A 22,487-nucleotide genomic window follows, 5' to 3' on the forward strand; every position below is an offset into this window, starting at 1 on the left:
TGTGCTCACTTCAGCCTGCTCGATGCCAGGACCGACACGAGGTGCAGCAGGGTCTGGAGCAGGGCGATGCCCGCCAGGACCGCGACCGCGAGACGGCTGAAGAAGAAGTCGTCCCGCACCTCGTCCAGGACGGCCGCGACCAGGATGACCAGGGACGCCTCGACGCACAGGATGAGCCGGTGGAACTTGAGGGCGCCGGCCGCCCGGCGGGCGAGCGCCATGCCGGAGGAGCGCGGCTCGGACGCGGACTCCTTGACCGGCGGCAGTCCGCCCTGGTGGCGGGCGACGCCGACCAGGTCCGTCTCGGCCTTGATCAGGATCGCGCCGAGCGCGGCGAGCGTGCCGAGGAAGGCCCACAGCCAGTCGATGCGGCCGGTGCCCCACAGGTCGGCGGCGCGCAGGCCGAAGCCGACGAGGACGGCCGCGTCGCAGAGGTAGGCGCCGACCCGGTCGAGGTAGACGCCGCCCAGCGAGAACTGCTTCTTCCAGCGCGCGATCTCGCCGTCCACGCAGTCGAGCAGCAGGTACAGCTGGACCATGACGACGCCGAGCACCGCGCCCCAGATGCCCGGGACGAGCAGCGCGGGGGCGGCCAGCACACCGGCCAGCGTCATCAGGTAGGTCAGCTGGTTGGGCGTGACCTTGGTGTTCACCAGGTACCGGTCGATGCGCAGGGAGACCTCGCGCATGTATATCCGGCCCGCCCAGTGTTCACCGCTGCGCCGGTCCTTGACGCCCGGCGGGTGAACGACCGGGCGGAGTTCAGCTACTGATGGTCTTGGCATAGTCGGCGTACGCGTCCCTGATCTGGTCGGTGGAGAGGCTGAGGTGTTCCAGGACCGTGAAGCGTCCCGGACGGGTCTGGGGCGCGTACTCGACGGCCTGGACGAATTCGTCGGCGGTGAAGCCGATCTCCTCCGGCGTGACCGGCAGGCCGTGCCTGCGCAGTACGTCGGCGAAGAGGCCGGACTCGTCCACGGCCCCGCGCAGGTGCATGGCGAAGGCGGCGCCGAGGCCGACCTGCTCGCCGTGGCTGGCGGCCCGCTTCGGGAAGAGCAGGTCGAACGCGTGGCTGATCTCGTGGCAGGCGCCGGACGAGGGCCGGGTGTCGCCGCTGATCGAGATGGCGATGCCGGAGAGCACCAGCGACTCGGCGAGGACGGTGAGGAACTCGTCGTCGGCGACGGTGCCGGGGTGGCGCAGGACGGCTTCGCCGGCGGTACGGGCCATGGCGGCGGCGAGTCCGTCGATCTGTTCGCCGTTGACCTGGTGCGACAGCTCCCAGTCGGCGATGGCGGAGATGTTGGAGATCGCGTCGCCGATGCCGGAGCGCACGAAGCGGTCGGGGGCGGCACGGATCACCGACAGGTCGATCACCATGGCGATGGGCATGGGGACGCCGTAGGAGCCCCGGCCGTTGTCGTTGTCCAGGGTGGCGACGGGCGAGCAGAGGCCGTCGTGGGCGAGGTTCGTGGCGACCGAGACCAGTGGCAGGCCGACCCGGGCCGCGGCGTACTTCGCGACGTCGATGATCTTGCCGCCACCGAGGCCGACCACGGCGTCGTAGCGCTTGCCCTTGATGTCGTCGGCCAGCTGCACCGCGGCGTCGATGTTGCCGCCGGCGACGCAGTACCAGTCGGCGCCCGGCAGGGCCGGGGCCAGCTTCTCGCGCAGGGCGAGCCCGGAGCCGCCGCTGATCGCGATGGCGAGCTTGCCGGAGGCGGAGATCCGCTGGTCGGCGAGGAGACCGGCCAGGTCGTGCATGGCACCCCGGCTGATGTCCACGAAGACCGGGGACGGGATGAGTCGGGTCAGTACCGGCACGCGATCTCCCGGCCCTTCGCGAGGTCGTCGTGGTTGTCGATCTCGACCCAGCTCACGTCACCGATGGGGGCGACGTCCACGGTGAAGCCGCGGTTGACGAGCTCCTGGTAGCCGTCCTCGTAGTAGAGGTCCGGGTCGCGCTCGAAGGTGGCCTTCAGCGCGTCGGCCAGCTCCTCGGCCGCCTCGCCCTCGATGAGGGTGACGCCGATGTACTCACCGGTGGCCTCGGCAGGGTCCATCAGCTTGGTGATCCGGCGGACGCCCTTGCCGTCCTCGACGACGACCTTCATCTCCTCGTCGGCGAGGGACTTCACCGTGTCGAGGGCGAGGATGATCTTCTTGCCGTCACCCCGGGCGGCCAGCAGGGTCTTCTCGACCGAGACCGGGTGCACGGTGTCGCCGTTGGCGAGGATGACGCCGCGCTTCAGCTCCTCGCGGGCGCACCACAGGGAGTAGGCGTTGTTCCACTCCTCGGCCTTGTCGTTGTCGACGAGGGTGAGCTTCAGGCCGTACGTGGCCTCCAGCTCCTCCTTGCGCGCGTAGACGGCCTCCTTGCGGTAGCCGACGACGATCGCGACCTCGGTGAGCCCGATCTCGGCGAAGTTGGCCAGCGTGAGGTCGAGGATCGTCTTGTCGCCGTCCACCGGCACGAGCGCCTTGGGCAGCGTGTCGGTGTAGGGGCGCAGGCGCCGTCCTGCGCCGGCTGCCAGTACGAGGCCGATCATGCGGGTTCTCCTTCGTCGTGAACGGCGGGCGCCCCGGAGGACACCCAGAAGCGGATGGACTCCACCAGCACGATCACCGCCACGGCCACGGCGAGCACGGTGAGCGCCGTGGCGAAACCGGAGGCTCCGGTGAGTGCGGCGGCGAGCACGGCCACGACCAGGGTCCGGCCCTCGTGTCCGCCGATCGTGCGCACCAGCCACTGGGGCGGGGCGCCGGTGCCGCCTCGGATGCGGTACACCGTGTCGTAGTGATGGTAGGCGACGGCCGAGACCAGTCCGAAGGCCGCGGGGAGCGCCCCGTCGATGTCGCTGCGGGCGGCCAGGATCAGGACCGTGCAGTATTCGGCGGCCCGGAAGACCGGGGGCACGAGCCAGTCGAGTGCGCCCTTGAGGGGGCGGGCCACCGCGATGCCGGAGCAGACCGCGTAGAAGGCGGCGGCGATGATCGTCTGGCGGCTGCCGAAGGGCTGCTGGAGCGCGGCGGCGATCAGCGCGCCGGTGCCGACGAGGGCGGCCGCGGGCGCGGTCCAGGCGCCGCCGATCCTTGGCCCCCGCGCGGCGATCAGCTGGGCGATCGGGCCGGAGTCCGCGAGGTCGGCGAGGGCCCGGGCGGCGCGGTCGGTGCGCCGGGCCTTGCGGGTCAGGGAGCGCAGCAGGCGGCCCGCGGTGGTGTAGCAGGCGGCGAAGGCGCAGCCGATGAGCAGGGCGTAGAAGACGATGCGCGGGGTGGTGACGGCGGTGAGGACGGCGATCATCGCCCAGCGCTCGCCGATCGGGAGCACGATCATGCGGCGCAGCCACACCGTCCAGCCGACGCTGTCGAGCTTGTCGGAGAGAGCGGCGGTGGGGCTGGAGTTGGCCACCGCGTCATGGTTGGCCTCGTTGAACGAGAAGTCGATGATGTGGCGGCAGGACTGGAGGACCATCGCGCCGAGCGCCAGCGCCCAGACGTCGTCGCCGTTGCGGGCGGCGCCGAGGGCGAGGCCCGCGTAGTAGGCGTACTCCTTGGCGCGGTCGAAGGTGGCGTCCAGCCAGGCGCCCATCGTGGAGTACTGGAGCGAGTAGCGGGCGAGCTGCCCGTCGGTGCAGTCCAGGACGAAGGAGAGCAGGAGCAGGATGCCCGCCGCCACGTAGCCGCCCCGGGTGCCGGTGGCCGCGCAGCCGGCCGCTATCAGCGCGGTGAGCAGGGACGCGGTGGTGACCTGGTTCGGGGTGAGCCCCCGGCGCGCGCACCAGCGGGCGATGTAGCGCGAGTACGGGCTGATGAAGTGGGTGGTGAAGAAGCCGTCGCGGGCCTTCACCGCGCTGCGCAGCCGGACCGCCTCGTCGTCCACGGCCTCGACGTCCGAGCGGGCGGCGGCGCGGCCGGCCTCGTCGGCGGGCACGGTGGCGACGAGCGAGCCCAGCTCGGGGCGCTGCACCTCGGTGCCCCCGGCCTCCATGGCCGCCGCGAGCCGGCCGGGCACCGTGCGGTCGGTGACGGTGGCGGTGCCGCCCGCGGGCACTCCGGCGCCGACGGCGTCGGTGGTGGTGCGCAGGGCATCGACCAGGGCCGGGCGCGCCTCGGCCTGTGCGGTGAGGGCGCCGGGCACGGCCGCCGCGGGGAAGCGGGGGTCGGTCAGGGCGAGCCGCAGGGCGTGGCGGTGGCCGACGAAGCGGGGGTCGACCAGGGCGACGCGGTGGGCCGCAGGAACGGCGGCCAGCAGGGTGGCCGCTTCGGTGACGTCGGCGGCTGCCCGGACGTCGAAGCCCAGCGACCGCAGATCGTCCTCCAGTGACGATCCGGGCAGCGGAGCACCTGTGAGAATGGCGGTCGACAGACGAACTCACTCCTTGGGTGCTGACACGGATCGGCACGCGACAGTGCGGCCAGAAGCGGCCGGCGGCATGTCGGCAGAGGCTATCGGATGAACGGAAGCGCGAGTTCACTGCCCGTTCGCGCCCCGTTCCGGGTGGGGCCGGGCCACGCGCTCCGCCCGCGATCATCATTGTCGATGGCCGCCCCGCCTGACAAAGCCGGGTGGCCCTCCGCCGCGACAGCGCTCTGACCTGCGCACGTTTCCGCAGGTCAGAGCCAATGACAACGGTGTTCAGTGCCGTGTTGCCCGATACCCCCCACCCGTAGTTGACTGGCAGGGCCCGGGCCGGAAGCCCGGGTCCGCGAGACGACCGGGAGGCGTCCCCATGGGGGCAGGGCACGATCACGGACACGCGCACGGGCCGGCGCTCACCGGCACGGCGGCCGCCGCGCACAGGGGACGGCTGCGCATCGCGCTCTGCATCACCCTGGCCGTCACGGTCATGGAGATCGTCGGCGGTGTGCTGTCCGGCTCCCTGGCGCTGATCGCCGACGCGGCCCACATGGCGACGGACGCGCTGGGGCTGGGCCTGGCGCTGCTGGCGATCCATTTCGCGAACCGGCCGGCCGGCCCGAACCGCACCTTCGGCTACGCCCGGGCGGAGATCCTGGCGGCCCTGGCCAACTGCTGCCTGTTGCTCGGGGTGGGCGGCTATCTGCTCTTCGAGGCCGTGGAGCGCTTCATCGATCCGACGGAGACCCGGGGCGGGCTCACGATCGCCTTCGCCCTGGTGGGTCTCGTCGCGAACGCGGTGTCGCTGTCGCTGCTGACGCGCGGGCAGCAGGAGAGCCTCAATGTGCGCGGCGCCTATCTGGAGGTGCTGGCGGACACGCTGGGTTCGGTGACCGTGCTGGTCTCGGCGGGCATCGTGATGGCGACCGGCTGGCAGGCGGCGGACCCCATCGCTTCGCTGGTCATCGGGTTCATGATCGTCCCGCGTGCGGTGCGGCTGCTGCGCGAGACCCTGAACGTGCTCCTGGAGGCGGCGCCCGCCGGTGTCGACATGGCCGAGGTGCGCGACCACATCACGGCGCTGCCCGGCGTGCTGGACGTCCACGATCTGCACGCCTGGACGATCACCTCGGGGATGCCGGTGCTCTCCGCCCATGTGGTGGTGCAGCAGGACCTGCTCGACTCGATCGGCCACGAGAAGCTGCTGCACGAGCTCCAGGGCTGCCTCGGCGACCACTTCGACGTGGAGCACTGCACCTTCCAGCTGGAGCCGAGCGGGCACGCGGAGCACGAGGCGAGGCTCTGCCACTGAGCCCCGGTCCGTCCGCGTTCCGAGGTGTAGGGTTTCGCGGACGTGTAAGAACCGGCCTGCCGGCCGGTGCCCGCCCACCTGAGGGTCCCCACGTTGACCGACATGACCTGGCCCGTCCGTCCCGAGATGCGGGACGACATCCCCGCCGTCCACGCCGTGAACGCCGCCGCGTTCCCGACGGAGGCGGAGGCAGCACTGGTGGAAGCGCTGCGCGCGGACCCCGACGCCTGGATGCCCGGCCTCTCGTACGTCGCCGAGTCGCCCGACGGATCGGTCGCCGCGTTCGCCCTGCTGACCCGCTGCCGGGTCGGTGGTGCGCCGGCCCTCGCCCTGGCGCCGGTCGCCACCGCGCCGGAGTACCAGCGCCGCGGCGCCGGCTCGGCCGTGGTGCGGGGCCTGCTGGAGGCGGCGCGGTGGTACGGAGAGCGGCTGGTGCTGGTCCTCGGGCACCCCGAGTACTACCCGAGGTTCGGTTTCGTACCGGCCTCGCAGTACGGAATCCGGCCGTCCTTCGAGGTTCCGGACGAGGCCATGATGGCGCTGGTGCTCGATGATTCCGCGCCGGTCCCGATGGGCACGATTGAGTATCCGGCCGCCTTCGGGGTCTGAGGAACCGGCCGTGGCCGGGCGGACATGCCAGGACCCTAAGTACGGACAAGCCGCTTTTGTACGGCAGACTTGAGCAGACTCGACGGGACCGGCTGCACGGGGCCGGGACCACAGCGAAGGATGGGTATGCCGACCACACCAGTCACCGCGGCGAACACCTCGTCGAACGGCACAGCGGAAGCGATCATGCTCGAACTGGTCGATGAGAACGGCACCACCATCGGCACGGCGGAGAAGCTCGCCGCCCATCAGGCGCCCGGCCAGTTGCACCGTGCCTTCTCCGTGTTCCTCTTCGACGAGCAGGGCCGGCTGCTGCTCCAGCAGCGCGCCCTGGGCAAGTACCACTCCCCCGGTGTCTGGTCCAACACGTGCTGCGGCCACCCCTACCCGGGTGAGGCGCCCTTCGCCGCCGCCGCCCGGCGTACGTACGAGGAGCTGGGCATCTCGCCCTCGCTGCTGGCCGAGGCGGGCACCGTCCGCTACAACCACCCGGACCCGGCGTCGGGCCTGGTGGAGCAGGAGTTCAACCACCTCTTCGTGGGCCTCGCGCAGGAGCGGCTGCGGCCCGATCCGGAGGAGGTCGGCGGGACGGCCTTCGTGACGGCTGCGGAGCTGGCCGAGCGGCACGCCCGGGAGCCGTTCTCGGCGTGGTTCATGACCGTGCTGGACGCCGCCCGGCCGGCGATCCGCGAGCTGACCGGGGACGGCGCCGGCTGGTAGGCCGGGTGCGGCGGAGGGTCAGAGGGCGGCGCTCAGCGGCAGGGCCGCCCAGATGACCTTGCCGCCGCCCGCGGTGTGCTCGACGTCGCAGGTGCCGCCCGCTTCCCGGGTGATCTCCCGGACCAGCAGCAGGCCCCGGCCTCCGGTCTGCGCGTAGTCGGTCTCCAGGGCCGTCGGGCGGTACGGGTGGTTGTCCTCGACGGACACCCTGACCCAGTCCTCGCCCACCGCGACCTCCACGGCGAGCTCGGGCGAGAGCAGCGCGGCGTGCTTGACGGCGTTGGTGACCAGCTCGGAGACGATGAGCAGCAGGCCCTGGGCGATGTCGTCCTCGATCGGCACGTTCTGGCGCTTCAGCAGATCGCGTACGGCGTGCCGGGCCTGGGGTACGGAGACGTCCGAGGCCGGGGCGGTGAAGCGCCAGACCCCTTCGTACGGCACGGGCCGGGCGGGGGTGCTCCCGCGGCTCTCCATAGTCCGGTACCCGCTCTCCACTCGAAGTGACTTCACGTCGAGTACAGGGTGGCGGGCAAGGTTGCTTCGCTCCGCGCTATTGAACAGAAGTCGACTCCTATTGACCGAACTCGACTTCATTCGCGCGGAAGCTTCAGCTTTCGGACCCCTTCTGACCGTCCTGGGTGAGCGCGTCCGTTCCTTCTCCCTTGTCTCCCTTGTCGCTTCCCGGTGCCATCCGCTCGGAGACCATCGAGACGATGCGCCGCCCGCCGATCCCGACGGCAATGAGCCCGAGCCCGTCGAAGAGGAGGGCGAGCGAGAAGAAGCAGCCGAGCACGTAGAGGCTGCTGTGCGGCCAGTCGAAGAGGACGAGCAGGCCGAGGAGCAGCCCGAAGGCGCCCTGGAGCAGCGTCCAGCCGAACTGCGGGCCGCGCACCACGACGCTGCCGACGAGCCGGAAGACCCCGCCGGTCAGGAAGAGCAGCGCGGCGAACATGGTCAGCGCCTCGGCGGTGCCGTGCGGGTGCCGGATGACGACGAGGCCGGCGGCGATGTTCAGTGCGGCGACCACGACCCCGAGCCAGAAGTAGCTGGTGCCGCGCGACTGGACGGCGTGCACCAGGCCGACCAGGCCGCCGATCAGGAGCAGCCAGCCGAACAGGATCATCGAGGTGAGCGTCGCCACGCCGGTGTAGACGAGGCCGACCAGGCCGGCGACGACGAGCAGGACGCCGAGCAGGGCCAGACCGCCGAAGCTGCGGTGGAGCTTCCTGCCTTCGCGTTCGGGACCGTCCACGTGGGGCTCCTCGGGTGTGCCTGTTTTCGCGACCCCTTCTTGATCGTAGGTTCGGACCCCACGGATAGCATCCGGCCATGGACCGTACGGAACCCCGGCTGGAGCACACCGTCGCGGACGGGGTCGCCACCGTCGTCATCAGCAACCCGGCCAAGCGCAACGCGATGACGACCGCCATGTGGGAGGCGCTGCCGGTCCTGCTCGACGAGCTGGCCGCGCATCCTTCCGTGCGCGCCCTGGTCCTGACGGGCGCGGGCGACACCTTCTGCGCGGGCGCCGACATCTCCTCGCTGCGGGCCCCCGGGAGCGACCCGCAGAGCCTGGCCGTGGCGGCCGAGGAGGCGCTGGCCGCGTTCCCGCTGCCGACGCTCGCGGCGGTGCGCGGGTACTGCGTGGGCGGCGGGAGCCAGCTCGCCGCCGCCTGCGATCTGCGGTTCGCCGCGGAAGGCGCCCTGTTCGGGGTCACCCCGGCCAAGCTGGGCGTCGTCTACCCCGCCTCGTCCACCCGCCGGCTCGTCGCCCTCACGGGCCCGGCGACGGCCAAGCACCTGCTGTTCTCCGGTGAGCTGGTCGACACCGAGCGCGCGCTGCGGACGGGCCTGGTGGACGAGGTGCTGCCGGCGGACGGGCTGGACGAGCGGGTCGCCGCCTATGCGCGCACCCTGGTGTCGCGGTCGCGGCTGACCCAGGCCTCCGCCAAGGAGTTCACGGCCGGGCGCGAGGACCGGGACGCTTACTGGGCCGGGCAGGCACGGGGCAGCGGCGACACCGCGGAGGGGGCCGCCGCCTTCCTGGAACGCCGCGCGCCCCGCTTCAGCTGGGCGCCTACTGAAGGATGAAGCGGCTGCGGCCCCGCCACTCCTCGACCAGGTCGGCCGGTGCCTTGTCCGGCGACCCCGCCGCGTAGGGCGGCTGGGGGTCGTACTCGGTCAGGAGCTGCACGGCCTGGGCGGTCCGGTCGCCGGCGATGCGGCCCAGCAGGGCGAGGCCCATGTCGATGCCGGACGAGACCCCGGCGGCGGTGACGTACTTGCCGTCGAAGACGACGCGTTCGCCGGTGGGCTCGGCGCCGTGGCTCCTCAGCTGGTCGAGCGCCAGCCAGTGCGAGGTGGCGCGGCGCCCCTTCAGGAGCCCCGCGGCCGCCAGCAGCAGCGATCCGGTGCACACGGAGGTCGTCCAGGTGGTGGCCTCGTCGGCGCGGCGGAGCCAGCCGAGCAGGTTCTCGTTCTCCATCTGGTGGTGCTGTCCGGGGCCGCCGGGGACGATCACCAGGTCGGGGGCGGGCACCTGGTAGAAGGTGCGGTGGGCGACGAGTTCGAGCGTGCCGCTGTCGTTGCGTACCGCACCCGCGCGCTCGGCGACGAAGACCGTCTCGGCGCCGGGGGCGCGGGACAGGATCTCGTACGGGCCGACGGCGTCCAGCGCGGTGAAGCGGTCGAAGAGGGCGATGGCGATCTGCATGGTCTTCCTGTCTCTCGGGTGGGTCAGGAGTGGTCTGCGGTGTGGGCGCCGAAGCGGCGGCGGTATTCGGCCGGGCCCGCGCCGAGCGCCTTGACGAAGGCCCGGCGCATCGCCTCCGGGGTGCCGTAGCCGCAGCTGCGGGCGATCCCGGCGACCCCGTCGGTGGTGTCCTCCAGGAGCCGGCGGGCGTGTTCGAGGCGGACCCGGTCGACGTACCGGCCGGGCGTGGTGCCGGTCTCCGCCTGGAACGCGCGGGCGAAGTGGCGGGGTGAGAGGCGGGCGCGGGCGGCCAGGGCCTCGACGGAGAGGTCGGCGCCCGGGTGCTCGGTGATCCAGTGCTGCACCTCGCGCAGCGGCTCGCGGCGCGCCGTCTGGGCGCTGAGCTGCGCGCTGAACTGGGACTGGCTGCCCGGCCTGCGCAGGAAGACGACGAGGTGCCGGGCGACCGTGAGGGCGACGTCCCGTCCGTGGTCCTCCTCGACCAGGGCCAGCGCGAGGTCGATGCCCGCGGTGACTCCGGCGGAGGTGGCGATCCTGCCGTCGCGTACGAAGATCGGCTCGGGGTCGACCTCGACGGCGGGGTGCTCGCGGGCCAGCTTCTCGCACACGTTCCAGTGCGTCGTCGCCCGGTGGCCGTCCAGCTGTCCGGCCGCCGCCAGCAGCAGCGCCCCGCTGCACACGGAGACCAGCCGCTCCGGCAGCGGCCCGTGCGCGCGGAGCCAGTGGACGAGCGCGGGGTCGGGATTCCGGGTGCCCGCGCCGCCGGGGACGAGGAGGGTGTGGGGCGTCGGCGCGTCGGCGAGGCCGCCGTCGGGGACCAGAGTGAGGCCGCAGGAGGAGCGGACCGGGGCGCCGTCCAGCGAGGCGGTGCGCAGCTCGTACGAGACGTCCGGAAAGCGGGAGGCTCCGGCGAAGACCTCCATGGGCCCGGTGACGTCTAGGCTCTGGATGCCGTCGAAGAGGACGACGAGCACGGATCGCTGCTTCATGTCCGCCATCCTGGGCGGCCCTCGAGGTGGCCGCAATGACGGGTTCCCCACCTTTTCTGCCATCGCCGCCTGCGGCACAGCTCACGTGGTTCCAGGGCTTCTGCCCGTACCAACCAGTCGGTAACGTGCGGGTATGAGTACTCTCCCGCCTCGGGCCGGCCGGCGCTGCCACAACGCCCTGAACCCGCTGCACTCCTCGCTCTACTTCTCCCCCGACCTCGGCAAGGAGCTCGGCGGGATCGGGATCGACGATCCCTCCGCCGCCTACTTCGCCACCCGCGCCGCCGCCATGGGCGCGGTCGGGGCGGACACGGTGACCGCGACCTTCTACAACTTCAACCACGCGCTCGTGGCCCAGCACGTGCCCGCGGTCTGGGACATCGCCTCGCCCGCGAAGGTGCTGGACGCGCGGCTGCGGGCCGCCGACGCGACGCTGCGCCGGCTGCTCGGTGAGGAGATCATCGCCTCGCCCGAGATGGCCGAGGCGGCGCGGCTCGCCCTGCGCGCCACGGAGGGCTGCACCCGGCACGCCCGGCCGCTGTACGCCGCGCACGCCGGTCTCCCGGTCCCCGACGAACCGCACCTGGCGTACTGGCACGCGGCGGCGCTGCTCCGCGAGCACCGGGGCGACGCCCACCTCGCCGCGCTCCTCAGCGCGGAGCTCGACCCGCTCGAAGCGCTGGTCAGCCACACCGCGACGGGCAAGGGCATGGCCATCGGCTGGATCCTGGCCAGCAGGGGCTGGCGGCGCGCCGACTGGGAGGACGCGTCGGAGCGACTGCGCGGGCGCGGGCTGCTCACGGCGGACGGCGAGCTCACCGAGGCGGGCGCCGAGCTGCGCAAGGGGCTGGAGGAGACCACGGACCGGATGGACCTGGGGCCGTACGAGCACCTGGGCGGGCCGGGTGTGGCCCGGCTGACCGAGCTGGGGCGCGGCTTCCTCGCCACGGCCGCGGCGGCGGGCGCCTTCCCGGCGAGCGCGACGGGCTGACCGGTAAAAACCGCGGCCGCTCCCTGGGGTGGCCGGGCGACACGGCGCCCGGCCACCCGGCACAATGCAGGACGTGTGGCTCCGGGGCCGTCCCAGCGGCGGTCCGGGGCCCGACCAGCACAGCCAGCAGGAGAAGGCGAGTCGGTAGAACCGTGACGACGTCCATCGAAGGCAGGATCGCCGAGGAGCTCGGCGTACGCGAGCGACAGGTGAAGGCGGCCGTCGAGCTGCTCGACGGCGGGTCCACCGTGCCGTTCATCGCGCGCTACCGCAAGGAAGCGACCGAGATGCTCGACGACGCGCAGCTGCGCACGCTCGAGGAACGGCTGCGGTATCTGCGGGAGCTGGAGGAGCGCCGCACGGCGGTCCTCGAATCCGTACGGGAGCAGGGCAAGCTGGACGAGGCGCTGGAGGCGCAGATCCGGGCCGCCGACACGAAGGCGCGGCTGGAGGACATCTACCTCCCGTTCAAGCCGAAGCGGCGGACGAAGGCGCAGATCGCCCGGGAGGCCGGACTCGAACCGCTCGCCTCCGGCCTGCTGGACGACCCGTCGGTCGAACCGCTCGCGGCCGCCGCGGCGTTCGTGGACGCGGACAAGGGCGTCGCGGACCCGGCGGCGGCCCTGGAGGGCGCCCGCGCCATCCTCACGGAGCGCTTCTCGGAGGACGCCGACCTGATCGGCGAGCTGCGCGAACGCATGTGGACGCGCGGGCGGCTGGTGGCCCGGGTGCGGACCGGGAAGGAGGAGGCGGGCGCCAAGTTCGCGGACTACTTCGACTTCGCGGAGCCGTTCACCGCGCTGCCCTCGCACCGGGTCCTCGCGATGCTCCGGGGCGAGAAGGAGGACGTGCTCGACCTGGTCCTGGAGCCGGAGGAGCCGTCCGGGACCCCCGGCCCCTCCTCGTACGAGAACATGGTCGCCCGGCGCTTCGGCGTGGCCGACCGGGGGCGCCCCGGCGACAAGTGGCTGGCCGACACCGTGCGGTGGGCCTGGCGGACCCGGATTCTGGTGCACCTCGGCATCGACCTGCGGCTGCGGCTGCGGACCGCGGCGGAGGACGAGGCGGTACGCGTCTTCGCGTCGAACCTGCGCGACCTGCTGCTCGCCGCGCCGGCCGGGACCCGGGCCACGCTGGGGCTCGACCCCGGTTTCCGTACCGGGGTGAAGGTCGCCGTCGTGGACGCGACGGGGAAGGTCGTCGCGACCGACGTCATCCACCCGCACGTCCCGGCCAACAAGTGGGACCAGTCGCTCGCCACGCTGGAACGGCTGGCCCGGGAGCACCGGGTCGAGCTGATCGCCATCGGCAACGGCACGGCGTCCCGGGAGACGGACAAGCTCGCGGGTGAGCTGTGCGCGAAGCATCCGGAGCTGAAGCTGACCAAGGTGATGGTCTCCGAGGCGGGGGCCTCGGTGTACTCCGCCTCGGCGTTCGCCTCGCAGGAACTGCCCGGCATGGACGTGTCGTTGCGGGGCGCCGTCTCGATCGCGCGCCGGCTCCAGGACCCGCTGGCCGAGCTGGTGAAGATCGACCCGAAGTCGATCGGTGTCGGGCAGTACCAGCACGACCTGTCCGAGGTGAAGCTCTCCCGGTCGCTGGACGCGGTCGTGGAGGACTGCGTGAACGGGGTCGGCGTCGACGTCAACACCGCGTCCGCGCCGCTGCTCTCCCGGGTCTCCGGCATCGGCTCGGGGCTCGCCGAGAACATCGTGGCGCACCGCGACGCGAACGGGCCCTTCCGGTCCCGCAAGAGCCTGAAGGACGTGGCCCGGCTGGGCCCGAAGGCGTACGAGCAGTGCGCGGGCTTCCTCCGCATCCGCGGCGACGACCCGCTCGACGCGTCGAGCGTGCACCCGGAGGCGTATCCGGTCGTGCGCGCGATGGTGAAGAAGACCGGCGGGGACGTGGCCGCGCTGATCGGCAACACGGGTGTCCTGCGGTCGTTGCGGGCCGACGACTTCGTGTCCGAGAAGTTCGGGCTGCCGACGGTGAGCGACATCCTGAAGGAGCTGGAGAAGCCCGGGCGCGACCCGCGCCCCGCCTTCAAGACCGCCACCTTCAAGGAGGGCGTCGAGAAGATCGGCGACCTGGCGGCCGGGATGGTGCTGGAGGGCGTCGTGACGAACGTCGCCGCGTTCGGGGCGTTCGTGGACATCGGGGTGCACCAGGACGGGCTGGTGCACGTGTCGGCGATGTCGCGGACGTTCGTGAAGGATCCCCGGGACGTGGTGAAGCCGGGGGACGTGGTGCGGGTGAAGGTGATGGAGGTCGACATTCCGCGGAAGCGGATTTCGTTGACGCTGCGGTTGGACGACGAGCAGCCGGCCGGGGGCCGCGCGGCGCCCTCGGGGAGCGAACGGGGCGGCCGGCCGCCCCGGCCTCGGCAGGGGGGCGGGGGTGGTGGTCGCCAGTCCCGTGGCGGCGGCGGTCGGTCCGCGCCTGCGGCGGCTCCGGCCAGTGGGGCCATGGCTGACGCGTTGCGGCGGGCGGGGCTGTTGAAGGGCGAATAGGTGGGCGGCGGGGTGGGGTGCGGGTTCGTTGCGCCTGCGGCGGGCCTGTTCCCCACCCCGCCCCTTCCCGAAACCGGGGCTCTGCCCCGGACCCCGCGCCTCAAACGCCGGCGGGGCTTGGTTTCGCGCCGGGGTGGGTGGGGCGAAGGGGCAGGGACTTCGCGCCGGGATGGGTGCTACGCAGCGCGGCTGAGAGTCAAGGCGTCCGATACCACTCGGCCCTCGTGCAGCACCGTGCGGTCCTCGCTCCGGTCCATCACCGCCGACGTCACCGTCTCCCCCTCCAGCAGGAGCAGGTCCGCCGTCGCGCCCACCGTCACGCCCGGGCGGTCCGTGGTGGACGTCAGGCGAGGAGGTCCTTCCTGGAGGATGGACGCGCCGCCCATCGTGGCCACGGCCACCGCGTGTTCGATCAGGTCGTCCGCGCGGTAGCCGTTCGTGAAGGCCAGCTGCCAGGTGCGGTCCAGCATGTCGCCGTTGCCGTACGGGGACCAGAAGTCGCGCTGGCCGTCCTCGCCGAGGCCCACCCGGACGCCCGCGGCGGTCAGGTCGGCCAGGGGCAGGGAGTGGTGGCGGGCGGGGGCCACGGTCGCCATCGCGATGTCGAGTTCGGCGAACTCCTCGATGAGGCGGCGCGTCGTCGCCTCGCTCACCGAGCCCAGGTCGTAGGCGTGCGAGATGGTCACCCGGCCCGCCATGTCCAGGGCACGCACCCGCTCGAGGATCAGGTCGACGCTGAACACCCCGAGCGCGCCCGGCTCGTGGAGGTGGATGTCGACCGGGGCGTGGTGGCGCTCGGCGAGGCCGAAGACGATGTCGAGATGGCGTACCGGGTCGCGGTCCAGGGTGCACGGGTCGATGCCGCCGACCACCGCGGCGCCGGAGGCCAGGGCCCGGTCCATCAGTTCCGGCACGCCCTTCTCGCGGAGCAGGCCCGCCTGCGGGAACGCCATGATCTCGACCTCGCACCGCCCGGCGTGCGCCTCCTTCGCCGCGAGTACGCCCTCGAACCGCTCGAGGCCGCAGTCCGCGTCGATCTGCGCGTAACTCCGTACGCGGGTGGTGCCGCGCTCGATCATCCGGCCCAGGGTGTACGTGGCCCGGCGGGCGACGTCCCACTCGTCCTCGCGCCAGTGCTCGCGGTCGTTCATCATCATGCCCCAGACGCCGGGGGCGCCCGTGTGGGGACGGAAGGGCAGGCCCATCCGCGTGGAGTCCAGGTGGCAGTGGACGTCCGAGAACGACGGCAGGGCGAGTCGTCCCCTGCCGGCCACCGTGTCCTCCGTGGCGGCCCGGGCCGGGTCGTGCGGGGTGATCGCGGTGATCACCCCGTCCTCGACGATGAGGTCGCTGGGCTCTCCGCCCCACGGACGGACGTCGCTGATCAGCATGTGGCGCATCTCCTGTGCGGGTGTGTGGGGTGTCATTCGGGCGGGAGGATTCCGGACAACGCCGTCAACGACGGCTCCCGCCCCCGTTCGATGTGCGCGTAGGCGAGCGCCGCGGCCAGGTCCGGCTTGCCCGCGTGGATCCCGGCGCAGATGTCCCGGTGCTCGGCGCACTGGACGCGGGGGTCGCGGCCCCCGGTGAGGCTGAACAGCCACTGCACCAGGCCGAGCGAGGGCTGCAGCGCGTCCCGGAGCAGCCGGTTGCCGGTCATCGCGACGATCTCCGCGTGCAGGGCGGTGTTGGCCGCCGGGATCTCGGCCGCGTCGCCGCGCGCGGTGGCGGCCTCCGCCGCCTCCATCGCCGCCCGCAGCGGCTCCCCGTCTCCCCCGGCCGCGCATGCCTCGGCGGCCCGGCGGGCGGCGAAGACCTCCAGGCTGAGGCGGAGGTCGAAGAGTTCGGCGACGTCCCGCAGCGAGAGGTCGCGTACGGAGGCGCCCCGGCGCGGCTCCATGACGACCAGGCCCTCGCCGGTCAGGCGGGTGAGCGCCTCGCGGACCGGGATGCGGGAGACGCCCAGGCTCTCGGAGAGCTCGCGTTCGCGCAGCCGTGAGCCGGGCGGGTGCGCGCCGGACAGGATGCCGGCGCGGATCGCCCGCTCGGCGTGGTCGGCGTGCGAGGCGGCGGGGTCGCCCGCTTGAGTCATCACTCGGCAACCGTAGCACTTGGTATGCCAAGCGCTACGGTTGCCGGGATCGATCAGGCTTTACTCGGGTCAGAAGCGACCTTGAGTGTCTGTTTGGTATGCCAGATGCGGTCAGACCTCGGTGACGCGGCCCTCCGACACCTCGATCCTGCGCGTCGTGCGGACCGCTTCCAGCATCCGGCGGTCGTGCGTGACCAGGAGCAGCGTTCCGGTGTACGAGTCGAGCGCCGACTCCAGCTGCTCGATCGCTGGGAGGTCCAGGTGGTTCGTGGGCTCGTCCAGCACCAGGAGATTGACGCCCCGGCCCTGGAGCAGGGCGAGCGCCGCCCGGGTGCGCTCCCCCGGCGAGAGGGTCGTCGCCGGGCGCATCACATGGTCGGCGCGCAGTCCGAACTTGGCGAGCAGCGTGCGTACGTCGGCGGGCTCGGTCTCCGGGACCGCCGCGCAGAACGCTTCGAGCAGCGTCTCCGAGCCGTGGAAGAGCCTGCGCGCCTGGTCCACCTCGCCGACCACCACGCCGGAGCCCAGACTCGCGTGCCCCGAGTCCAGCGGGAGGCGGCCGAGCAGCGCGGCCAGCAGGGTCGACTTCCCGGAGCCGTTGGCGCCCGTGATGGCGACCCGGTCCGCCCAGTCGATCTGGAGCGAGGCGGGGCCGAACACGAAGTCACCGCGGACGACGCGGGCTTCGCGGAGGGTGGCGACCACCGAACCGGAGCGGGGCGCGGAGGCGATCTCCATGCGCAGCTCCCACTCCTTGCGGGGCTCCTCCACCACGTCGAGCCGTTCGATCATGCGCTGCGTCTGCCGGGCCTTGGCGGCCTGCTTCTCACTGGACTCGCTGCGGAACTTGCGGCCGATCTTGTCGGAGTCGGTGGCCTTGCGGCGGGCGTTCTTGACGCCCTTGTCCATCCAGGAGCGCTGCATCAGGGCGCGGCTCTCCAGCGCCGAGCGCTTGTCGGCGTACTCCTCGTACTCCTCGCGGGCGTGCCGCCGGGCGCGCTCGCGCTCCTCCAGGTAGGCCGCGTACCCACCGCCGTACAGGTTGATCTGCTGCTGGGCCAGGTCGAGTTCGAGGACCTTGGTGACCGTCCGCATCAGGAACTCGCGGTCGTGGCTGATGACGACGGTGCCGGAGCGCAGCCCGGAGACGTACTTCTCCAGGCGTTCCAGGCCGTCCAGGTCCAGGTCGTTGGTCGGCTCGTCCAGCAGGAAGACGTCGTAGCGCGACAGCAGGAGGGAGGCGAGCCCGGCGCGGGCGGCCTGGCCGCCGGAGAGCGCGGACATCGGCAGGTCGAGGCCGACGGTGAGGCCGAGTTCGGCGGCGGTCTCCTCGGCGCGCTCGTCCAGGTCCGCCCCGCCGAGGGACAACCAGCGCTCCAGGGACTCGGAATAGGCGTCGTCCGCGCCGGGAGCGCCCTCGACCAGGGCCTCCGTGGCGGCGTCCATGGCGGTCTGGGCCTCGGCGACGCCGGTCCGGCGGGCCAGGAACTCCCGTACGGTCTCGCCGGGGCGCCGCTCGGGCTCCTGGGGCAGGTGGCCGACGGTGGCGGTCGGCGGGGAGAGCCGCAGCTCCCCCTCGTCCGGACGGTCGAGGCCGGCCAGCAGCCGGAGCAGGGACGATTTTCCGGCACCGTTGACTCCGACGAGACCGATCACGTCACCGGGGGCGACCACGAGGTCGAGTCCGGCGAACAGCGTGCGGTCGCCGTGTCCGGCGGCGAGATCCTTGGCGACGAGAGTGGCAGTCATCAGGATGCAGATCCTAATCGGCCCGGGGCGCTCTGCCGGGCGCGCGGGACACCGCCTAGGGTCCGGGAGGTGAGGCAGGCGGACCGGGAGGCGGCAGTGGTGGCGGACGTGATCGTGGTGGGCGGCGGGGTCAGCGGACTGACCACGGCGAAGGTGCTGGCCGAGCGCGGCCACCGGGTGCGGGTGTGGTCGCGGGAAGCGGCCGGCGACACGACGTCGGCCGTGGCGGGCGCCCTGTGGTGGCCCTATCGCATCGAGCCGCTGGACCGCGTCGGCGACTGGTCGCTGGCCGCGCTGCGGTGGTACGAGGAGCTGGCCGTACGCCCGGAGGAGACCGGCGTACGCCTGGTCGACGGGCTCCACCGGGGTGAGCGCCTGGCGAACCTCGGACCGTGGGCCGGGGAGCTGGAGGGCGCCGTGGAGACGGCCGACGGTCTGCGGTGCCGGCTGCCGCTGATCGACATGCCGGCGCACCTGGCGTGGCTGGAGGACCGGGTGCGGGCGGCCGGGGGCACGGTCGAGCGCCGCACGGTCACCTCGTTCGCCGAGGCCGCCGCGGAGGCGGGGACGGTGGTCAACTGCGCCGGTCTCGGCGCCCGCGACCTGGTCCCGGATGCCGGGGTGCGCCCCGTGCGCGGGCAGCTGGTCCTGGTCGAGAATCCGGGGATACGGGAGTGGTTCACGGAGGCCGACCCGGCGTCGATCGAGACCACGTACTTCTTCCCGCAGCCCGGCCGCCTGGTGCTGGGCGGCACGGCGGTGGCCGACGACTGGACCTCCGCGCCCGATCCCCGTACGGCCGGGGAGATCGTGGCGCGGTGCGCCCGGGTCCGCCCGGAGATCGCCGACGCGAAGGTCATCGGCCACCGCGTGGGCCTCCGCCCGGCCCGCGACGCGGGGGTCCGCATCGAGACGGAGGCCCTTCCCGGCGGTGCCCGGCTGGTGCACAACTACGGCCACGGGGGCGCGGGAGTGACGGTGGCCCTGGGCTGCGCGCGGGAGGCGGCGCGGCTGGTGGAGTAGGTCCCCGAAGCGCGGCCCGGCGAGGGGAGCCGCCGGGCCGCGCGGGATCAGGCCGGGCTGGAGCCCCCCGGTTTGTCGCCGCCGTGGCGTTCCGTGGTGATCTGGCTGCCGCCCGGGCCGATACGGATCTCGAAGTCGCCGTCGTACTTGGCGTGGCCCTCGATGACCGCGGACTCCACGGCCTCCACGCCGAACTCGCGGCGCACGATCAGGGGGTCCTGGCGCAGGTCGCGCATCAGGGCCACGCACATGCAGATCATGACGATGGTGAAGGGCGCCGCGACCAGGATGGTCAGGTTCTGGAGGCCCGCCAGGGCGTCGCCCTTGCCGTTGCCGATGAGGAGCATGATGGCGGCGACCGCACCGGTGACGACGCCCCAGAAGATGACGACCCACTTGGCGGGCTCCAGGATGCCCTTCTGGGACAGGGTGCCCATCACGATGGACGCCGCGTCCGCGCCGGAGACGAAGAAGATGCCGACGAGGACCATCACTAGGATGCTCATCAGCGTGGCGACGGGGAACTGCTGCAGCACCCCGAAGAGCTGCGCCTCCTGGGTGTCGGCACCGCGCAGCTCGCCCGCCTCCTGGAGCTTGATGGCGGTGCCGCCGAAGATGGCGAACCAGATCAGGCTGACCGTGCTGGGCACCAGGATGACCCCGCCGATGAACTGGCGGATGGTGCGGCCCTTGCTGATGCGGGCGATGAACATGCCGACGAAGGGCGTCCAGGAGATCCACCAGGCCCAGTAGAAGACGGTCCAGCTGCCCAGCCAGTCCGCGACCTCGCCCTCACCGGTGGCCTCGGTGCGGCCCGCGAGCTGCGGGAGGTCGCCGAAGTAGGCGGCGATCGAGGTGGGCACGAGGTCGAGCACGATGATCGTGGGGCCCGCGATGAAGACGAACACGGCCAGGATCAGGGCGAGCACCATGTTGATGTTGGAGAGCCACTGGATGCCCTTCTCCACACCGGAGACCGCCGAGGCGATGAACGCGACGGTCAGCACGGCGATGATCAGGACGAGCAGCCCGGTGCCGGTCTTCTCCTTCCAGTTCAGTTCGTGGAAGCCGCTGCCGATCTGAAGGGCGCCGAGGCCCAGCGAGGCGGCCGAGCCGAAGAGGGTCGCGAAGATGGCCAGGATGTCGATGAACCGGCCGAGGCCGCCGTGGGCGTGGCGGGGACCGATCAGCGGCTCGAAGACGGCGCTGATGGTCTGCCGCCTGCGCCGCCGGAACGTGCTGTACGCGATGCCGAGGCCGACCACGGCGTAGATCGCCCACGGGTGCAGCGTCCAGTGGAAGAGGGTGGTGGCCATCGCCGTCTGCATCGCCTCGGCCGCGTCGGCGGGGTGGGTGCCGGGCGGCGGGTCGGTGAAGTGGGCCAGCGGCTCGCTGACCCCGTAGAACATCAGGCCGATGCCCATGCCGGCGCTGAACATCATCGCGACCCAGGAGACCGTGCGGAACTCCGGCTCCTCGTCCTCCTGGCCGAGCGTGATGTTTCCGTACCGGCTGATCGCGAGCCACAGGGCGAAGACCACGAATCCGGACGCGGCCAGCATGAAGGCCCAACCGCCGTTGTGGATCAGGCCGTTGAGGGCCTTGTCGGAGACGTCCTCCAGCGAGTCGGTGGCGGTGGCCCCCCAGATGACGAAGGCCAGGGTGAGGCCGGCCGTGACGCCGAACACCACCCGGTCGGTGACGGGGCGCCGGTGCTGTCCCGGGTCGCCGGGGAGGTCGGCCGTCACCGGCACGTCCCCTCTGCCGCCCGTTCTCTGATCGTCCTGCGACACGAATGGCACCTTTCACGGAAACTGACAAATCGCTCTCCGTAGGCAGTACCACACCCAAAGCGCATCTTTCGGGATCAACAAGCGGTATCGGGTTGACCGTTTGTGAGGTGATATGCGGCTCTCGGGTCCAGGAGGAGCGGAATCAGCTTCCGGGCCGGCTGCCGCAGGGGTACGTAGATCCCGGCGCCATCGGGCCGGGAGGTGACGGCGTGCAGCGCGAGTTCGTCCCGGACGCGCGCGAACTGCCCGGCCGTGAGGCGGTAGCCGCAGGGCGGGTCGGCGAGGGTGTCGCCCGGCGCCGGGGCCTCGTCGTCCGAGTCCCCGAGGAACACCGGGCCCCGGTCCTCGGCCCCCGCCGCGCGGGAGGCCGCGGTGGCGGCGGCGATGCCCGCCCGTTGCTCGTCCGCGTACCGGAGGAGCGCCTTGAGGGCCACGAGTTGCGAGGCCACGCGGCGGCGGGCGGCGCGGGCGGGGTCGGCGCGCTCCTCGGCGGAGAGCGCGTCCGTACGGGATTCGGCCAGCAGTCCGATCGCATGGGTGAGACCCGCGAGGTTGCGCAGGATGCGCTCCTGGCCGTCCCCGGCGGTCCGCTTGACCGGGTGGCCGGTGGCCGGGTCGGTCCAGACGCCGTACAGACCGGTGCCGAACCCGGCCCTCTCGACGGCGGGCCGGACCCGGTCCAGGGCAAGCGCCCGCGCCTCGTCGTGCAGCCGCTCGTCGGTGTTGGGGTTGCGGGGCCAGAGGACGAGCAGGTCCTTGTCGTAGTACGGCGCGGTCGCGGCGTACTCGTGCAAGTCCTCGATCACATCGGGCTCGTGGTCACGCAGTACGGCGGCGACGGCACGGGCCTCCGGGCTGCGCAGGGCGAGGTGGTCGCGGTTGACGTCCACGCCGTCGGCGTTCGTCCTGCTTCCCCCGGCCAGACCGTCGGGGTTGGCGGTGGGCACGACCAGGATCTCGGTCCGGGCGAGGAGGGCCCGGGTGCGCGCGTCGGTGGCGTACGCGAGGTCCCGGACCGTGCTCAGGCACGCCTCGCGCGCGGCGGGTTCGTCGCCGTGCTGGCCACAGACCAGGAGCACGGTGAGCGCGTCGGGGTCGGCGCTGCCGATCCGGACGAGGCGCAGGGGGCGGCCCCGGGCCGTGGTGCCGATCCGCCGCACGGAGACCCGGTCTCCGCGCCGGGCGAGGTTCGCGAGGAGAGACGCCTCCTCGGACTGCCGGGTCCAGCGCGCTCCGCCGGAGACCTCGAAGCCGGTACGGGGCACGGTGGCGCGGGCGGCGTCCGAGGGGACGGTGAGCAGGGGGACGGTCAGCGCGGCGGCGGCGACCGCCAGGGCGAGATCGCGGGCACGGCCGCGCCGGGGCAGCCGCCGTCCCCCGGCCGTCGGCGCGATCGGCATGGCGGGAAGGTACTGCGGCGGCGCGGCACGCGGTAGCCCCGTGCACGGGGGATTTCCGGAACCGGGCAGGCGGCTCCGGCCCGTTGGACCCCGGTCCGGGACCGCCCCGGCCTCGGACAGGCCCTAGGTGTTCTGTCCCGGGAGGTTGTGGACGGGTGATGCACGTCTCGACTGAGGGATCTTGAATGGGTGAGGGCCTTCCGGGTTCGGTGTGGATTGCGAC

At 72.5% G+C, this 22,487-nt stretch carries 21 protein-coding genes; 8 read left to right on the forward strand and 13 right to left on the reverse strand.

Annotation, left to right across the window (positions count from 1 at the left end):
* Window positions 1–5: 5 nt before the first annotated feature.
* From AB0L33_RS19655 to AB0L33_RS19670, 4 genes are read right to left on the reverse strand one after another with little or no spacing between them, the layout of a single operon-like run.
* Window positions 6–785 carry a CDP-alcohol phosphatidyltransferase family protein gene (locus AB0L33_RS19655; protein ID WP_365683021.1) on the reverse strand — a complete coding sequence of 260 codons (780 nt, stop codon included), beginning with the start codon at window positions 783–785 and terminating at the stop codon, window positions 6–8.
* A complete protein-coding gene (locus AB0L33_RS19660) occupies window positions 763–1,824 on the reverse strand; it encodes an iron-containing alcohol dehydrogenase family protein (protein ID WP_018100152.1) in 1,062 nt (353 codons plus the stop codon). The genes AB0L33_RS19655 and AB0L33_RS19660 overlap by 23 nt, the downstream gene beginning before the upstream one ends.
* On the reverse strand, window positions 1,812–2,549 hold the full coding sequence (locus AB0L33_RS19665) for a phosphocholine cytidylyltransferase family protein (RefSeq protein WP_365683023.1): 738 nt from the start codon (window positions 2,547–2,549) through the stop codon (window positions 1,812–1,814). Before AB0L33_RS19665 ends, AB0L33_RS19660 begins: the two co-directional genes overlap by 13 nt.
* Complete coding sequence (locus AB0L33_RS19670; RefSeq protein ID WP_365683068.1) at window positions 2,546–4,255, reverse strand: DUF5941 domain-containing protein; 1,710 nt, start codon at window positions 4,253–4,255, stop codon at window positions 2,546–2,548. The genes AB0L33_RS19665 and AB0L33_RS19670 overlap by 4 nt, the downstream gene beginning before the upstream one ends.
* On the opposite strand from AB0L33_RS19670, the gene AB0L33_RS19675 reads away from it, so the two are divergent.
* The 4 genes from AB0L33_RS19675 (at window position 4,193) to idi (ending at window position 7,001) form a co-directional block, all read left to right on the forward strand.
* Window positions 4,193–4,327: a hypothetical protein gene (locus AB0L33_RS19675; RefSeq protein ID WP_365683025.1), complete on the forward strand. Its 135-nt coding sequence runs from the start codon at window positions 4,193–4,195 to the stop codon at window positions 4,325–4,327. The two genes, AB0L33_RS19670 and AB0L33_RS19675, sit on opposite strands and share 63 nt — an antisense overlap.
* A gap of 406 nt (window positions 4,328–4,733) precedes the next feature.
* Entirely contained in the window at window positions 4,734–5,672 is a 939-nt protein-coding gene (locus AB0L33_RS19680) for a cation diffusion facilitator family transporter (RefSeq protein ID WP_365683027.1), read from the forward strand.
* 102 nt (window positions 5,673–5,774) lie between these two features.
* Entirely contained in the window at window positions 5,775–6,281 is a 507-nt protein-coding gene (locus AB0L33_RS19685) for an N-acetyltransferase (protein ID WP_365683029.1), read from the forward strand.
* A gap of 126 nt (window positions 6,282–6,407) precedes the next feature.
* Entirely contained in the window at window positions 6,408–7,001 is a 594-nt protein-coding gene (gene idi, locus AB0L33_RS19690; RefSeq protein WP_365683030.1) for an isopentenyl-diphosphate Delta-isomerase, read from the forward strand.
* 18 nt (window positions 7,002–7,019) lie between these two features.
* On the opposite strand, the gene AB0L33_RS19695 is transcribed toward idi, so the two are convergent.
* Both AB0L33_RS19695 and AB0L33_RS19700 read right to left on the reverse strand, forming a co-directional pair.
* A complete protein-coding gene (locus tag AB0L33_RS19695) occupies window positions 7,020–7,475 on the reverse strand; it encodes an ATP-binding protein (RefSeq protein WP_365683031.1) in 456 nt (151 codons plus the stop codon).
* A gap of 133 nt (window positions 7,476–7,608) precedes the next feature.
* Window positions 7,609–8,253: a DUF308 domain-containing protein gene (locus AB0L33_RS19700; protein WP_365683032.1), complete on the reverse strand. Its 645-nt coding sequence runs from the start codon at window positions 8,251–8,253 to the stop codon at window positions 7,609–7,611.
* A 77-nt stretch (window positions 8,254–8,330) separates the two neighbouring features.
* Between AB0L33_RS19700 and AB0L33_RS19705 the strand changes: the two genes are divergently transcribed.
* Window positions 8,331–9,092, forward strand: coding sequence for an enoyl-CoA hydratase/isomerase family protein (locus AB0L33_RS19705; protein WP_365683033.1), 762 nt, complete (start codon window positions 8,331–8,333; stop codon window positions 9,090–9,092).
* Here the strand turns inward: AB0L33_RS19705 and AB0L33_RS19710 are convergent.
* Together AB0L33_RS19710 and AB0L33_RS19715 are read right to left on the reverse strand one after the other, a co-directional pair.
* The gene (locus AB0L33_RS19710) at window positions 9,079–9,714 is read right to left on the reverse strand and encodes a DJ-1/PfpI family protein (RefSeq protein WP_365683035.1); all 636 of its coding nucleotides are present in this window, start codon (window positions 9,712–9,714) and stop codon (window positions 9,079–9,081) included. The genes AB0L33_RS19705 and AB0L33_RS19710 overlap by 14 nt on opposite strands.
* Before the next feature lie 23 nt (window positions 9,715–9,737).
* A complete protein-coding gene (locus tag AB0L33_RS19715) occupies window positions 9,738–10,703 on the reverse strand; it encodes a GlxA family transcriptional regulator (RefSeq protein WP_365683036.1) in 966 nt (321 codons plus the stop codon).
* Between the two features lie 133 nt (window positions 10,704–10,836).
* On the opposite strand from AB0L33_RS19715, the gene AB0L33_RS19720 reads away from it, so the two are divergent.
* Complete coding sequence (locus AB0L33_RS19720) at window positions 10,837–11,694, forward strand: hypothetical protein (protein ID WP_365683037.1); 858 nt, start codon at window positions 10,837–10,839, stop codon at window positions 11,692–11,694.
* Between the two features lie 152 nt (window positions 11,695–11,846).
* A complete protein-coding gene (locus AB0L33_RS19725) occupies window positions 11,847–14,207 on the forward strand; it encodes a Tex family protein (RefSeq protein WP_365683038.1) in 2,361 nt (786 codons plus the stop codon).
* Window positions 14,208–14,383: 176 nt separating this feature from the next.
* Here AB0L33_RS19725 and AB0L33_RS19730 read toward each other — a convergent pair whose 3' ends face one another.
* From AB0L33_RS19730 to abc-f, 3 genes are all read right to left on the reverse strand, one after another.
* A complete protein-coding gene (locus tag AB0L33_RS19730) occupies window positions 14,384–15,598 on the reverse strand; it encodes an amidohydrolase (RefSeq protein WP_365683039.1) in 1,215 nt (404 codons plus the stop codon).
* Window positions 15,599–15,630: 32 nt separating this feature from the next.
* Window positions 15,631–16,299, reverse strand: coding sequence for a GntR family transcriptional regulator (locus AB0L33_RS19735; protein WP_365683070.1), 669 nt, complete (start codon window positions 16,297–16,299; stop codon window positions 15,631–15,633).
* A 111-nt stretch (window positions 16,300–16,410) separates the two neighbouring features.
* Window positions 16,411–18,048 (reverse strand): ribosomal protection-like ABC-F family protein, encoded by a 1,638-nt coding sequence (abc-f, locus tag AB0L33_RS19740; RefSeq protein WP_365683040.1) that lies wholly within the window; start codon window positions 18,046–18,048, stop codon window positions 16,411–16,413.
* A 99-nt stretch (window positions 18,049–18,147) separates the two neighbouring features.
* Between abc-f and AB0L33_RS19745 the strand changes: the two genes are divergently transcribed.
* A complete protein-coding gene (locus AB0L33_RS19745; RefSeq protein WP_365683072.1) occupies window positions 18,148–19,071 on the forward strand; it encodes an FAD-dependent oxidoreductase in 924 nt (307 codons plus the stop codon).
* Between the two features lie 47 nt (window positions 19,072–19,118).
* On the opposite strand, the gene AB0L33_RS19750 is transcribed toward AB0L33_RS19745, so the two are convergent.
* On the reverse strand, window positions 19,119–20,864 hold the full coding sequence (locus AB0L33_RS19750) for a BCCT family transporter (protein WP_365683041.1): 1,746 nt from the start codon (window positions 20,862–20,864) through the stop codon (window positions 19,119–19,121).
* A gap of 74 nt (window positions 20,865–20,938) precedes the next feature.
* Window positions 20,939–22,264 (reverse strand): M14 family metallocarboxypeptidase, encoded by a 1,326-nt coding sequence (locus AB0L33_RS19755; protein ID WP_365683043.1) that lies wholly within the window; start codon window positions 22,262–22,264, stop codon window positions 20,939–20,941.
* Window positions 22,265–22,487: the final 223 nt, after the last annotated feature.

This window comes from Streptomyces sp. NPDC052299 (genome assembly GCF_040679335.1).
GTDB lineage: Bacteria > Actinomycetota > Actinomycetes > Streptomycetales > Streptomycetaceae > Streptomyces.

Bases quoted from the DNA above. Each gene is read 5' to 3' on its own strand.
- AB0L33_RS19655 (WP_365683021.1), bottom strand. From the start codon at position 785: ATGCCAAGACCATCAGTAGCTGAACTCCGCCCGGTCGTTCACCCGCCG.
- AB0L33_RS19705 (WP_365683033.1), top strand. From the start codon at position 8,331: ATGGACCGTACGGAACCCCGGCTGGAGCACACCGTCGCGGACGGGGTC.
- AB0L33_RS19730 (WP_365683039.1), bottom strand. From the start codon at position 15,598: ATGCTGATCAGCGACGTCCGTCCGTGGGGCGGAGAGCCCAGCGACCTC.
- AB0L33_RS19665 (WP_365683023.1), bottom strand. From the start codon at position 2,549: ATGATCGGCCTCGTACTGGCAGCCGGCGCAGGACGGCGCCTGCGCCCC.
- AB0L33_RS19710 (WP_365683035.1), bottom strand. From the start codon at position 9,714: ATGCAGATCGCCATCGCCCTCTTCGACCGCTTCACCGCGCTGGACGCC.
- AB0L33_RS19755 (WP_365683043.1), bottom strand. From the start codon at position 22,264: ATGCCGATCGCGCCGACGGCCGGGGGACGGCGGCTGCCCCGGCGCGGC.
- AB0L33_RS19715 (WP_365683036.1), bottom strand. From the start codon at position 10,703: ATGAAGCAGCGATCCGTGCTCGTCGTCCTCTTCGACGGCATCCAGAGC.
- abc-f (WP_365683040.1), bottom strand. From the start codon at position 18,048: ATGACTGCCACTCTCGTCGCCAAGGATCTCGCCGCCGGACACGGCGAC.
- AB0L33_RS19685 (WP_365683029.1), top strand. From the start codon at position 5,775: ATGACCTGGCCCGTCCGTCCCGAGATGCGGGACGACATCCCCGCCGTC.
- AB0L33_RS19695 (WP_365683031.1), bottom strand. From the start codon at position 7,475: ATGGAGAGCCGCGGGAGCACCCCCGCCCGGCCCGTGCCGTACGAAGGG.
- AB0L33_RS19720 (WP_365683037.1), top strand. From the start codon at position 10,837: ATGAGTACTCTCCCGCCTCGGGCCGGCCGGCGCTGCCACAACGCCCTG.
- AB0L33_RS19735 (WP_365683070.1), bottom strand. From the start codon at position 16,299: ATGACTCAAGCGGGCGACCCCGCCGCCTCGCACGCCGACCACGCCGAG.
- idi (WP_365683030.1), top strand. From the start codon at position 6,408: ATGCCGACCACACCAGTCACCGCGGCGAACACCTCGTCGAACGGCACA.
- AB0L33_RS19680 (WP_365683027.1), top strand. From the start codon at position 4,734: ATGGGGGCAGGGCACGATCACGGACACGCGCACGGGCCGGCGCTCACC.